At 69.8% G+C, this 12,760-nt stretch carries 13 protein-coding genes; 6 read left to right on the top strand and 7 right to left on the bottom strand.

Features of this window, described 5'->3' with window-relative positions:
- The first annotated feature begins 316 nt into the window (after window positions 1-316).
- Window positions 317-1,015, top strand: coding sequence for a transglycosylase family protein (locus tag IWX63_RS11955; RefSeq protein ID WP_199278387.1), 699 nt, complete (start codon window positions 317-319; stop codon window positions 1,013-1,015).
- 130 nt (window positions 1,016-1,145) lie between these two features.
- On the opposite strand, the gene IWX63_RS11950 is transcribed toward IWX63_RS11955, so the two are convergent.
- Window positions 1,146-1,820, bottom strand: a complete 675-nt coding sequence (locus tag IWX63_RS11950; protein WP_199278386.1) for a hypothetical protein — start codon at window positions 1,818-1,820, stop codon at window positions 1,146-1,148.
- A 124-nt stretch (window positions 1,821-1,944) separates the two neighbouring features.
- Entirely contained in the window at window positions 1,945-2,844 is a 900-nt protein-coding gene (locus IWX63_RS11945; protein WP_199278385.1) for an SDR family oxidoreductase, read from the bottom strand.
- Between IWX63_RS11945 and IWX63_RS11940 the strand changes: the two genes are divergently transcribed.
- From IWX63_RS11940 to IWX63_RS11930, 3 genes are read left to right on the top strand one after another with little or no spacing between them, the layout of a single operon-like run.
- The gene (locus IWX63_RS11940) at window positions 2,741-4,198 is read left to right on the top strand and encodes a type III polyketide synthase (protein ID WP_334685827.1); all 1,458 of its coding nucleotides are present in this window, start codon (window positions 2,741-2,743) and stop codon (window positions 4,196-4,198) included. The genes IWX63_RS11945 and IWX63_RS11940 overlap by 104 nt on opposite strands.
- Window positions 4,195-4,923: a class I SAM-dependent methyltransferase gene (locus IWX63_RS11935; protein WP_199278383.1), complete on the top strand. Its 729-nt coding sequence runs from the start codon at window positions 4,195-4,197 to the stop codon at window positions 4,921-4,923. The genes IWX63_RS11940 and IWX63_RS11935 overlap by 4 nt, the downstream gene beginning before the upstream one ends.
- A complete protein-coding gene (locus IWX63_RS11930; RefSeq protein ID WP_199278382.1) occupies window positions 4,916-6,052 on the top strand; it encodes an FAD-dependent oxidoreductase in 1,137 nt (378 codons plus the stop codon). The genes IWX63_RS11935 and IWX63_RS11930 overlap by 8 nt, the downstream gene beginning before the upstream one ends.
- A gap of 102 nt (window positions 6,053-6,154) precedes the next feature.
- Here the strand turns inward: IWX63_RS11930 and IWX63_RS11925 are convergent, their stop codons facing one another.
- Window positions 6,155-6,694, bottom strand: coding sequence for a hypothetical protein (locus IWX63_RS11925; RefSeq protein ID WP_199278381.1), 540 nt, complete (start codon window positions 6,692-6,694; stop codon window positions 6,155-6,157).
- Between the two features lie 133 nt (window positions 6,695-6,827).
- Here IWX63_RS11925 and IWX63_RS11920 point away from each other — a divergent pair, with 133 nt between their 5' ends.
- Window positions 6,828-7,172: a DUF3140 domain-containing protein gene (locus IWX63_RS11920; protein WP_199278380.1), complete on the top strand. Its 345-nt coding sequence runs from the start codon at window positions 6,828-6,830 to the stop codon at window positions 7,170-7,172.
- 67 nt (window positions 7,173-7,239) lie between these two features.
- On the opposite strand, the gene IWX63_RS11915 is transcribed toward IWX63_RS11920, so the two are convergent.
- From IWX63_RS11915 to IWX63_RS11900, 4 genes are all read right to left on the bottom strand, one after another.
- Window positions 7,240-7,443 carry a DUF2945 domain-containing protein gene (locus IWX63_RS11915; RefSeq protein ID WP_199278379.1) on the bottom strand — a complete coding sequence of 68 codons (204 nt, stop codon included), beginning with the start codon at window positions 7,441-7,443 and terminating at the stop codon, window positions 7,240-7,242.
- A 72-nt stretch (window positions 7,444-7,515) separates the two neighbouring features.
- A complete protein-coding gene (locus IWX63_RS11910; RefSeq protein WP_199278378.1) occupies window positions 7,516-9,207 on the bottom strand; it encodes a thiamine pyrophosphate-binding protein in 1,692 nt (563 codons plus the stop codon).
- Entirely contained in the window at window positions 9,208-10,206 is a 999-nt protein-coding gene (gene speB / locus IWX63_RS11905; protein ID WP_199278494.1) for an agmatinase, read from the bottom strand. It abuts the gene before it with no gap.
- 85 nt (window positions 10,207-10,291) lie between these two features.
- Complete coding sequence (locus IWX63_RS11900) at window positions 10,292-10,549, bottom strand: hypothetical protein (RefSeq protein ID WP_199278377.1); 258 nt, start codon at window positions 10,547-10,549, stop codon at window positions 10,292-10,294.
- A 207-nt stretch (window positions 10,550-10,756) separates the two neighbouring features.
- Between IWX63_RS11900 and IWX63_RS11895 the strand changes: the two genes are divergently transcribed.
- Window positions 10,757-12,709: an amino acid transporter gene (locus tag IWX63_RS11895; protein WP_442859128.1), complete on the top strand. Its 1,953-nt coding sequence runs from the start codon at window positions 10,757-10,759 to the stop codon at window positions 12,707-12,709.
- Window positions 12,710-12,760 lie beyond the last annotated feature (51 nt).

The raw sequence follows: 12,760 nt of genomic DNA, 5'->3' as shown, positions 1-12,760 counted from the left end.
CACCGCGGGTGAGTGTCGCAGACTGGGCCCGATAAATCCAGTAAAAATTCCCGATTTCACACAAAGTCAATCACGGTTGAGTACCGATTTGGCAACGAAACGAAATTACTCTACGGTAGGGGTAGTTCCCCGTCAGGGGAAAAGGAAAACGCTGCCGCTCACTGCGCAGCGATGAATGCCCGGCACCGCTCTCCACCGCTCGTTGCTCAACAGGCGGCTGCCGAACCATGACCTCTATATCGTCAAGGTGAGCAGCGGCGCGAAGAAGTCCGGGGACGGACCTAGTGCGGGTGGCCTTTCGGAGCATCGTAACCCCATGAACACTAATAAATTCAGCACCAGCGCGCGTCGTGGACTTGCAGCAGTTGCACTCACCGGCCTCGGCCTCGGCGCAGCGGCCGGTGCGGCCAACGCCGCCCCCGCCAGCGACTGGGATGCTCTGGCACAGTGCGAAAGCGGCGGAAACTGGGGCATCAGCACCGGTAACGGCTTCTCCGGCGGCCTGCAGTTCACCCCGTCGACCTGGGCCGCCTTCGGTGGTCAGGGAGCCCCCCAGAACGCCTCGCGCGAGCAGCAGATCGCTGTCGCCGAGAACGTCCTCGCCGGTCAGGGCTGGGGCGCATGGCCCGCCTGCTCCGCGAAGCTCGGCCTGAACGGTGCCGCGGCTCCGGGCGGCTCGGTCCAGTTCCAGGAAGCTGCGGCTCCGGTGCAGGTCCAGGCACCCGTCGCACAGGCACCCGTCCAGGCTCCGGTCCAGGTCCAGGCACCCGTCGCCGTCCAGGCTCCCGTCGTCCAGGCACCCGTCCAGGCGCCCGTCGCCGTCCAGGCCCCCGCCGTCGCTCCCGTGACACTGAGCGGCGAGACCTACACCATCCAGTCCGGCGATACCCTCAGCACGATTGCCGACAAGCTGGGCGTCGAGGGCGGCTGGCAGGCACTGTTCGCTGCGAACGCCGACACCGTCATCCACGCCGACCTGATCTTCACCGGTCACGTCCTGCAGCTCCCGGCCTAGTCCAGGAGCTTCCCCGGTCCGGTAGCGCGTAGAGCGCCCGCCGTCCCGCGCAAGTACAAGTACAAGCACAGAACAGTGGAGCCCCCGTCATCACGACGGGGGCTCCACTGTCTTATGTCCCGCCAGCAGATCAGCTGCAGGAGGTGGCGTCGACGTCGATCTTGAGGTTGTGGGCCACCGAGTAGTCGCGTTCCGGGGACGAGAACGCCACGAGGATGTTGTCGGCGCTGCCGTGGGTGACGCCGTCGGCGAGTTCCACCGTGACGATGATGTTGATGTGCGCGTCGGGCAGGAAACGGTAGCCCTCCGCGGGCACCGGCGGTCCGATCGGCTCGGGAGACGCCGTCGGCGTGGGCGCCGCGGTGTGCTCCTCGTGCGCACCGGCCTCCGGCGCCGTGTGGTGGTGTCCTTCGCGGTTCGCCGTCTGTACCTTCGCCGAGAGGATGTCGAGGCCCTCCGGGTTGCCGAGCTCCATCTCGCCGAACGTGAAGGTCTCGAGGGTGGGGTTGTGCAGCATGACGGTGTAGCGCAGGCGGCTGTCCTGGGGCTGGACGCCACACAGTTCCGCGCCGTCGACGCCCACGTTCAGGGGATCCTCGCCGAGGTCGCTGCCCACGGGCTCCGCCTTGCTGCCGTCCGGACCGGGGACCGCAGCGGCCCCGGACCCCTGCCCGCCGTCCGTGGTGTTCACCCCGAGCGGGTTCTCCTCGGCGGCCCCGCACCCGGCGAGCGCCAGGGACGAGGCGAGCGCAACGGCGAAGAGTGCGGCACCACGACGGTGCGGCGGTGCGGTCAGGAGTTTCACGGTGAGCCCATTCATGTCGGCCGGCCGCCGGACGGCGAGCATCCGGCGCTGGTGCCTGTCATTCGTTCCGCACCCCCCGACGGCTTGGTCCCGGCAGCGCGATCGCCGCCGCCGGCGTGAAGCCTCACGCGAGCGGCGTGCCTCCGGTGACGCCCAGCACCTCACCGGAGACGTACCGCGCATCGTTCGAGGCGAGGAACACGTACGCGCCGGCCAGTTCCGCCGGCTGCCCCATGCGTCCGAGCGGCGTACCCTCGCCGAAGGACTCCAGCTTCTTGCTGGTGGTCGTCGCGGGCTGCAGGGGCGTCCAGATCGGACCGGGGGCGACGGCATTGACGCGGATCCCGCGCTCCCCCAGCAGTTCGGCCAGGCTGAAGGTCAGGTTGTTGAGTGCGGCCTTGGTCGCGGCGTAGTCCATGAGGCTGCGGGACGGGTGGTACCCCTGCACGGACGTGGTGTTGATGATCGAGGCGCCGGCCGTCAGATGCGGCAGTGCGGCCTGCGTGAGCCAGATCGTGCCGTAGACGTTGGTCTCGAAGGTGCGCCGGAGCTGGTCGGCGTCGATGTCCGGCAGGCCGTTCGGCTGCGCGATGTGGTACCCCGCATTGTTGACGAGGATGTCCATGCCGCCGAGGCCGTCCACCACCTGGCGGACGGCCTCGGCGGCGTAGCCCTGGTCGCGGAGGTCGCCCGGCACGGCGAGGGCCGTCCGGCCCTCGGCGCGGATGAGCTCGAGGCAGCTGGCGCCGTCCTCCTCCTCCTCGGGGAGATACCCGATGGCGACGTCGGCCCCCTCCCGCGCGAAAGCGAGGGCCACGGCCCGGCCGATGCCGGAGTCACCGCCGGTGATGAAGGCACGCCGCCCGCTGAGGCGCCCATGCCCGGTAGAGCTGTCCTCGCCGTGATCGGGGCGGGGATCCATGCGCTCCGTGAAGCCCGGATACTCCTGCAGCTCGGATGAGGCATCGACGGCTGGCCCCCGGGGGTCGTCCTGGTCGAGGGTGCCTGACGGTTCGTTGGACATGATGCTCCTGGTGACGGCGGGAGGGTGGATACTAAGCCTACTGTCATTGTGTTTGGGGCGTCAGTCCTCTAGTAATGGACATATGACTGTGATCCTGAGGTCCCTTGAAACCGCCGTACCCGAGACGATCATGGTGCAATCCCAGGTCCGCGACGTCTTCGCCGCACAGTCGGGCCTCACCCGGCTCGGCCAGCGCCTGATCGGCGCGGCCTTCGATTCCTCGGGCATCGACACGCGCCACACCGCCCTCAGGGAATTCACCGTCGACACCGCGTTCGAGGACCCCGTGTTCTTCGACCAGAAGGAGCTGCGGATCCTGTCGCCGAGCACCAAGGTCCGTAACGAGGTCTACGCCGAGGAAGGGACGAAGCTCTTCGTCGAGGCGGCCCGCAAGGCACTGGATGCGGCGCCGGGCATCGAGGCGGCGGACGTCACGCATGTCGTCACCGCCTCCTGCACCGGCTTCTTCGCCCCGGGCCCCGACTACAAGGTGGTGCGGGCACTGGACCTCAAGCCCTCCGTGCAGCGCTACCACCTCGGCTTCATGGGCTGCTATGCGGCCTTCCCGGCGCTGCGCTCCGCGAAGGCCTTCTGCGACGCGGACCCCGACGCCGTCGTCCTCGTGATCGCCGCCGAGCTGTGCTCGCTCCATGTCCGGTCCTCCAACAACCCCGACACCATCGTCGGCTCGTCCCTGTTCGCCGACGGCGCCGCGGCGGCGATCGTCTCCGCCCGGGACATCCCCCTGACCGGGCCGGCCCTGACCCTCGACCACTTCGAGACCGTGCTGACCCCCGTCGGTGAGGAGTCCATGGCCTGGAACATCGGCGACGAGGGGTTCGAGATGGTCCTCGGCACGTACGTCCCCCACATCATCGACGAACACATCGTCGGGGCCCTCGAACCCCTGCTCGCTCGCGACGCGTCCCTGCAGGGCCTCGACTACTCGGAGATCGAGCACTGGGCCATCCACCCGGGCGGCCGCAGCATCCTCGACAAGGTCGAGGCCAAACTGGGGCTGACCCCGGACCAGCTCCTCCCCGCCCGCGAGACGCTGCGCGACTACGGCAACATGAGCAGCGCGACGGTGATGTTCGTCCTGAAGCACATCCTCGACCAGCCGGCCTCCGACGGGAACAACCGCATCTGCTCCATGGCCTTCGGCCCCGGACTCACGGTGGAGACAGCCCTGCTCACCAGGATCGGCGCCGGACCGGCCACCGGGGCGGCGACGACGGCGGCGGCTGCAATGACGACGGGGGCGGCCGCGGCGGCGGACACTGCGCCCGGACGCGGGTCCGACGACGTCGTGCCCGCCGATCTGGCGCCGATCCTCACCGAAGCGGGCGCATGAGGCCTCGAGGGTTCCTCGCCCGGCGCGATCCGGACGCCATCGAGGAGATGGACCGGCCGGACTGCGACCCCGCCAGGCTCGACCGGACGTATGCCCAGTTCGGCGTGGTCAACGCCGTCGTCTCCGGCTGGCGCCGCACATACACCTCACTCCTCCGCCCGGCGTTCTCCCGGGACCGCACGAACACGCTGCTGGACATCGGCGCCGGCGGCGGCGACGTCCCCCGCACGCTGGCCCGCTGGGCCCGGCTCGACGGGTTCCCGCTCGAGGTGACGGCGATCGACCCCGACGAGCGCGCCCACGCCTTCGCCACCTCGCGCCCACCCGTGGCCGGCCTGTCCTTCCGCCGGGCGCTGAGCTCGGAGCTCGTGGCCGAAGGGGCGGTGTTCGACGCCGTGGTCTCCAACCACGTGCTGCACCATCTCGACCGCGGTGCGTTCGACAGCCTGCTCGACGACACCGAACGCCTGGCGCGCACGGTCGCGGTGCACAGCGACATCGCGCGCCACCCGCTCGGCTACGCGCTGTTCTCGGCAGGCACCCTCCCGCTGCCCGGCTCCTACATCCGGCAGGACGGCCTGACCTCCATCCGCCGCAGCTACACGCCGGACGAGCTGCGCGCCGCGACCCGCGGACGCGAGCACTGGACGGTCCGCACGGCCGTGCCGTTCATCAACCTGCTCGTCCTCGAGCGCGGCCTCCCGGCGGGAGCCGACGATGCATGACGTGATCGTGGTCGGCGGGGGCCCCGTCGGCCTCTACACCGCCCTGCTGCTGCGGCAGGCCGGGCTCGACGCCGTCGTCCTGGAACGGCGCACGGAGCGCAGCAGCCATTCGAGGGCCATCGGCATCCACCCGCCGGCCCTGCGTGCGCTCGACGCCGGCGGCATCGCCGACGACCTGCGTGCGCGCGGGGTGCGGATCCGGGACGGGATCGCCCGGAGCGCGGGCCGGCACGTGGGCACCGTGTCTTTCTCCACCCTCCCGGGTGAGGAGAAGTACGTGCTCGCCGTGCCGCAGGCCGTCACCGAGGAGATCCTCGAGCGACACCTCGAGGACGGGTTCCCGGGCACGCTGCGGCGCGGCGTCGGCGTCGTCACGACGCACGACGCCGGGGACCACGTCCTGGTCGTGACCCGGGAGCAGGGCGGGGACCTCGTGCTCCGGGCCAGGCTGGTCATCGCAGCCGACGGCGCCCGCAGTTCCATCCGCGACGACGCCGGGATCCGCGCACCCTCCCGGCGCTATCCGGACTGCTACGTCATGGGCGACTTCCGCGACGCCACGGGCGATGGTGATGACGCCGTCCTGTACCTGGAGGCGGGCGGGATCGTCGAGTCGTTCCCCCTGCCCGGCGGTATCCGACGCTGGGTGGTGCGGGTCGGATGTCCGGTGGAACGCCCGACCGCCGCAGGCCTCGCACAGCTCATCCGGGAGCGGACGGGGGTCGGCGTCGACCCGGCGACCAACTCGATGCTGAGCGCGTTCGAGGTTCGGTCGCGTCTCGCCAGGCAGCTGGTGGCAGGCCGGATCGTGCTGGTGGGCGACGCCGCCCACGAGGTGTCCCCCATCGGCGGGCAGGGCATGAACCTGGGCTGGCTCGACGCCGTCGAACTGATCCCGATCGTCGCGGCATCGCTGCGGGACGGGCAGGACGTCGCAGTGCGGCTCGCGCGCTACGAGAGGGACCGCCGGGCGCAGGCAGCGCTGGCCCGCCGCAAGGCCGCCATCAACATGTCGCTCGGGCGACCCCTGCCGGACCTGGTCCTGCGTCCACGCAACGCGATGCTCGGGGCATTGATCAGGAACCGGGCCGTCCATCAGGGCGTGGCACGCGCGTTCACGATGCAGTGACGGCCACCTCCGGACGGGCCCCGACGACAGAACCCCGCCGGCGGTGCCACCGGACGCCGGGTGGCGTCGGGGTCGCTGCGGGGTTCGTCGTACGCTGCGGGACTACTTGCGGAGCAGGCCCTTCTTGACGTTCTCGGGGCGCTGCATCTCGCCCTGCTTCGCACCCATCACGACGACGATGCCGCTGAGGACGGGCAGGAGCCACTGCGTGATCTTGAGCTGGGACTGCGCCTTGGCCAGTTCGTCGCTCGCTCCGGGACGGGGCTCGGTTGCGCCCGCACTGCCCTGCTCGGCGAGCTCGCCGACCTTCTTGCCGAGGATGCCCGAGTACAGCGAGACGGCCATGCCGATCACGGTCACCACGGACTTCAGGACGGTGTTGGACCCGACGGAGTCCTGGGCTGCGACGCGGCCCTTGTTGCCGAGGATCAGGCCGATGCCTCCCGCAGCATGCGCCACGAAGGCCGCGGTCTGGACCGGGGCCCACTTCGCCCAGCCCAGCGAGGAGAGCCTCGTGCGCTCCTTGGGGTCCTTCGCCTTGCCGGTGGCTCCGTTGAGGCCTACGGCGCCCATCAGGGTTCCACCGAACCAGGCTGCCGCGCCGAGATCGTGGGCGGATCGTGCCAAAAGATTTCCTGCCATGATGTAAAGCTCCTTCGAGGTTGGTTCGACCTACCCCCAACAACTATCAGCCTGCTTAGGATTAAGCCATAGCGCATTCCGGAATCCGACCCGGGTGTGTATTTTTCCCCGGAACTGCTACGAAGGGCGCCCGATGGCGGAGAACAAGCACGACCTCGACGAGATCTGGACGCAGTGGAAGGACGCGGTGACCATGAGCCCCTCCCAGCTGGAGGCGTGGCTCGACACCGAGGAATCCCGATCGGTGGGCCAGAAGGACCCGGACGGCGGCGAGTCCGTGGGCCACGCGTCGGGCAGGCACATCATCAGCATCCTGCGCACGAGGCGGGACGAGCTCACGGACGAGGACGTGGAGCACATGCACAAGGTGGTGGGCTACGTGCACCGCCACCTCGCCCAGAAGCCGTCGAAGGAGGACATCAAGACCTCGAAGTGGCGGTACTCCCTGATGAACTGGGGCCATGATCCGCTGACCTAGCTGTACGGCACGGTACGGAACCGGGAAGGGCGCCCCGCGTGGGGGGCGCCCTTCCCTCCTGCCGGGACTACTTCTTCGACAGCGCGCTTTCCTTGTGCGCTGCCTGCTCGCCCGACTTCGCGCTCTCCACGGTGTAGTAGGGCTCGTCCTTCGAGGCCTTGAACTTCTGGTCGTCGAAGCTGAATTCCTTCTCGTGCTTCTCCACGACCTTTCCCTCGGTCGTGCCCTGCGGGGTGTTCCAGGTGACCTTGTCGCCCTTGCTGAATGCCATGGCGTTCCTTCCTCGGTGTACGTGGTCGAGCAGTGCTTCCGACACTGTCACCCCGCGAAGAAAAAAGGAAGCCTACTGATCAAGGTGGGTGGGAGCGAACAGGCGCATGAGCGTCTCGACGACGACGACGTTCGGCCCGTCCGCGGCGAGGCTCTCGCGGAGCGCCTCGCCGATGCCCTCGGGCGCCACCCGGCGTGCCGGCACCCCGAACGATTCCGCGAGCGCCACGAAGTCCGGCCGGGCGAGTTCGGTGGCCGTGGCCTGGCCGAACGCACCCTCCATGTACTCGCGGAGGATCCCGTAGCCGCCGTCGTCCACGATCAGCCACGTGACGGGGATGTCGTGCTGCCGCGCGGTGGCGAGTTCGGCGATGGAGTACATCGCGGAGCCGTCGCCGGACACGGCGAGGACCCGTGCGGGCAGGCCGCGCGATTCCAGTCCGACCGATCCGCCGATCGCGCCGGGGAAGCCGAAGCCGAGGCCGCCGGCCCCCTGGGCCGAGTGGAACTGGCCCTCGCGGGCGTCCCAGCAGCTCCAGGCCCAGTAAGCCGAGATCGTCATGTCCCAGAAGGTCTGCATGCCGGCCGGGACGGCGTCGCGGATGTCCTGCATGAACGCGCGCTCCTTGCCGAGGTCCTGCGCGTCGAGGCGTGCGCCGACCCGTGCGAGGGTCTCCGCCACGAGCGCCGCGGCGTCGTACCCCGGCAGGCGGTCGCGGTCCAGCGGTTCGAGCGCCGCGTCGAGCGCGCCGAGCGCCTGCCCGGCGTCGGCGCGGATGCCGAGCGCAGGCCGGTTGGACTCGAGGACGCGGGGTTCGGCGTCGATCTGGATGATGCGCCCGCGCGGCTCCATCGTGAAGTAGTTGGACGTCACCTCGCCCAGGGACGAGCCGATCACCAGCAGCACGTCCGCGTCCTCGAGGACCTCCGTCACATAGCGGTCCTCCACCCAGGACTGGAGGGAGAGTTCGTGGTGCCAGGGGAAGGCGCCGTTGCCGCCCGGCGAGCAGACGACCGGCGCGCCGAGCTTCTCGGCGATCGAGAGCAGCCACTTCTCCGCCCTGCCGCGCCGCGCACCGCCGCCGGCGACGATCGCGGGCCGCTTGGAGTCCTTGAGCCAGGCGACGGCCTCGCGCACCAGCTCGATCCGCGGCGGGTTGTCGAAGGGCTCCGCGAGCGCGTCCTCCACCTGCGGGACCATCACGGGGTCCAGCAGCACGTTCTGCGGCACCTCGACCCACACGGGGCCCTGCGGCGAGGACACGGCCTCGGTCCAGGCGTCCTGGATGGCGGAGGGGATGCCGGAGGCGTGCTGGATGAGCCGCTGGCTCTTCGTGACGTTCGCCGCCGAGGCCTTCTGGTCGTCCAGCTGGTGCAGCATGCCCTTGCGTCGAGCGCCCAGGCCCTCGAGCGGGATCTGGCTCGCGACGACCACCATGGGTACACCGGTGGCGTACGCCTCCTGCAGCCCGGCGAGGGACGTCAGCGCCCCGGGGCCGGTGGACAGGAACAGGACGCCGACGTCGCCGGTCGCCCGCGAGAAGCCGTCGGCCGCGAAGGCCGAGTTGTTCTCCACGCGGGAGGAGACGAAGCGGAGGTGGGAGCGGGACAGCGCGTCGAACAGGCCGAGTGCGTGCTGGCCGGGGATGCCGAACACTGTCGTCGCACCGAGGGCCGAGAGCGTCTCGACCACCAGGTCGCCGCCGTTGCGCTGGCTGGTGACGGGAGCGGGGGCCGCAAACGCGGCGCCTGCGGTGATGTCCATCTACTTCTCCTCGGTCATCGGAGCGGCGGCGGGGGTGAGGGTGTCGGCCATGAGGGTCACGAGGTCGTAGGCGACGTGGGACGCCGCGACCCCGGTGAGCTCCGCGTGGTCGTAGGCGGGCGCCACCTCGACGACGTCCGCGCCGACCAGGTTGAGCCCGCGCAGGCCGCGGAGGATCTCGAGCAGTTCTCGGCTGGTGATGCCGCCGGCCTCGGGCGTCCCTGTGCCGGGAGCATGGGCCGGGTCGAGGACGTCGATGTCCACCGAGACGTAGAGCGGGCGGTCACCGATGCGCTGACGCAGCTTGTCGACCACTTCGTCCACGCCCTGCCGGTAGACGTCGGAGGAGGTCACGATGCCGAAACCGAAGCGGCGGTCGTCCTCGAGGTCCCGGACGCCGTAGAGGGGTCCGCGCGTCCCGACGTGGGAGATGGCCTCGGTGTCGAGGATGCCCTCCTCGACGGCACGGCGGAACGGGGTGCCGTGCGTGTACTCGGCGCCGAAGTAGGTGTCCCACGTGTCCAGGTGGGCATCGAAGTGCAGCATGGCCACGGGTGATCCGGCCCGTTCGGCCGCGGCACGCAGGAGGGGCAGCGCGATGGTGTGGTCGCCGCCGAGCGTGACGAGCCGCGCGCCGTCGGCGGTCAGGTCCAGCGCGTTCTGCTGCACCGTCTCGATCGCCTCATTGATGTTGAACGGGTTCACGGCCATGTCCCCGGCGTCGGCCACCTGCACGCGCTCGAACGGCGAGACGTCGAGCGCGGGGTTGTAGGGCCGCAGCAGGCGCGAGGCCTCGCGGATGTGGTTGCCGCCGAACCGGGCCCCGGGACGGTAGGACACGCCGGAGTCGAAGGGCACGCCGACGACGGCGATGTCCGCGCGGTCCACCTGGTCCAGGCGCGGCAGGCGCGCGAAGGTGGCTGCTCCCGCGTAGCGGGGGATGCGGGAGGAGTCGATGGGGCCGAGGTGGCCGCCTCCCGTGACGCGCAGTTCTTCCACAGTGTCCATCCGATCCGGGCCCTCGAGAAGTTGCCCAATATGCATCAAAGGTTTTGTATCAGGCTATGGGCGCCGCCAGATCGGGTCAACCGTTGAACGTGAGGGAGGACAGCATGGCGCGGAGCCCCGCGTACTCCTCGGTCCCCAGCCAGGCCGTCGCGTCTGCGGGATCCGGGAAGCGGGTCTGGTCGAAGGTGGCGGTGAAGGCCACGAGCCCGTTCGTCCCCACGGAGGCGAGGGTGAACTGCATCGCGTAGACGCCATCGGCCGGCACCGGGCCCTGGTGCAGTCGCGCGGCGTACACCAGCTCCCCCGAGACGGGATCGGGGAAGTAGTCGAACACGAAGCTGACGGGACCGGGACCCCGGTCCACCTGGCCCGACAGGGCCGCCTAGGTTCCTGGCCGTTCCTGCCGTCCGCACCGCGGTCACGCTTCGGCATCGGGTCACCGTCGATCCTGTATCGCCCCGGACGGGTGGTTCGCCGTCGGCCCTGTTAAGGATGCATAAAGACCGGCTACCGGCCGGTACGGGGGTCCTACGGTTGTCCAGTGAGCTCTTCCGTACGTACCCCTCCGCAGCCCCGACCCCAGGCCGAGGCCAGGCAGCGCGTCGAGCGCTGGCTGCTCAACGAGTCCAGCCAGCCCGCCTCCCACCAGCCCGAGGAGGAGCGCGCCCAGTCGTGGTGGAAGGTCATGTGCCTGACCGGCGTCGACTACTTCTCCACCCTCGGGTACCAGCCCGCGATCGCCGCGGCCGCCGCCGGCGTCCTGTCCCCCCTGGCCACGCTCGTCCTGGTGGTCGTGACCCTGTTCGCCGCACTGCCGGTGTACAAGCGGGTGGCGTCGGAGAGCCCGCGCGGCGAGGGATCCATCGCGATGCTCGAGAAACTGCTGCCGAAATGGCGCGGCAAGGTCTTCGTGCTGGTCCTGCTCGGATTCGCCGCGACGAGCTTCCTCATCACCATGACGCTCTCGGCCGCGGATGCGAGCGCGCACCTCATCGAGAACCCGTTCGCGCCCGAATGGCTGCAGGGGCAGCAGATCCTCATCACGGTGCTGTTCCTCGGCGCGCTGTCCGGCGTGTTCCTGCGCGGATTCACCGAGGCCATCGGCATCGCCGTCGGCCTCGTCGCCGTCTTCCTCCTGCTCAACCTGTGCGTGATCGTCGTCGCCCTGGCCCAGATCGCGTCGCAGGGCGGGCTCGTGGGCTCGTGGTGGTCGGCGCTGACCACGCAGCACGGCAACCCCCTCATGATGATCGGGTTGGCCGTGCTGATCTTCCCCCGCCTGGCGCTGGGCCTGTCGGGCTTCGAGACCGGCGTCGTCGTGATGCCGCAGATCCAGGGCGGCCCCGATGACACCGAAGAGAACCCCACGGGCCGGATCGCCGGTGCGCACAGGCTGCTCACCTCGGCCGCACTCATCATGAGCGGCTTCCTGATCACCTCGAGCTTCGTGACCACCCTGCTCATCCCCGCCGCGGCCTTCGAGGAGGGCGGCGCCGCGAACGGGCGCGCACTGGCCTACCTCGCCCACCAGTACCTCGGCGACGGATTCGGTACCGCGTACGACATCTCGACCATCGGCATCCTCTGGTTCGCCGGGGCGTCCGCCATGACCGGCCTGCTCAACCTCGTGCCCCGGTACCTGCCGCGCTACGGCATGGCCCCCGAGTGGGCGAAGGCCGTGCGCCCGCTGGTCCTGGTCATCACCGTCGTCGCCATCCTCGTCACTTTCTTCTTCAAGGCCGACGTCGAGGCACAGGGCGGCGCCTACGCCACCGGCGTCCTCGCCCTCATCACGTCCGCGTCCGTGGCCGTGATGCTGTCGGCGCGGCGGCAGCAGCAGCGCGGCCGGACCATCGGGTTCGGGATCGCCGCGGGGGTCTTCGTGCTGACGACGGCGGTCAACATCGTCGAACGCCCCGAGGGGCTGAAAATCGCCGCCTGCTTCATCCTCGGCATCATCGTCATCTCGTTCATCTCCCGCTCGCGGCGGGCCTTCGAACTGCGGGCCACGAGCATCCGGATGGACGAGGCCGCGCTCTCCTTCGTCAGCGCGCAGGACGACGGCGAGATCCTGCTGATCGCCCACGAACCGAAACGGCTCAGCAGTGCCGCCTACCGGCACAAGCTCCAGCACGCCTGCGCGGTCTCCCACGTCCCGACCACCTCGAGGCCCCTGTTCATGGAGGTGACCGTCGACGATTCGTCCGACTTCGAGACGGAACTGCGCGTGCGCGGCGTGGTGCGGCACGGGTACCGCGTCCTCGAGGTCCACAGCTCCAACGTGCCGAACACCATCGCTGCCGTGATGCTGCACATCCGGGACGTCACCGGGCTCATGCCGCACGTCTACTTCCGGTGGACGGAGGGCGATCCCGTGGCCAACCTCTTCAAGTTCCTGTTCACCGGCGAGGGCGAGATCGCCCCGGTCACCCGCGAGGTGCTGCGTGCCGCGGAACCGGACGTGACGAAACGCCCCTGGGTGCACGTGGGCTGAGGCTCCCGCGTGCCGGAGGCGCTCCCTGCCGGGGCCCTGTTTGCCGGATCC

The organism is Arthrobacter sp. CAN_A2, assembly GCF_015752045.1.
Taxonomy (GTDB): Bacteria; Actinomycetota; Actinomycetes; order Actinomycetales; family Micrococcaceae; genus Arthrobacter_D.
This window is presented reverse-complemented; position numbering and strand designations above follow the sequence as displayed.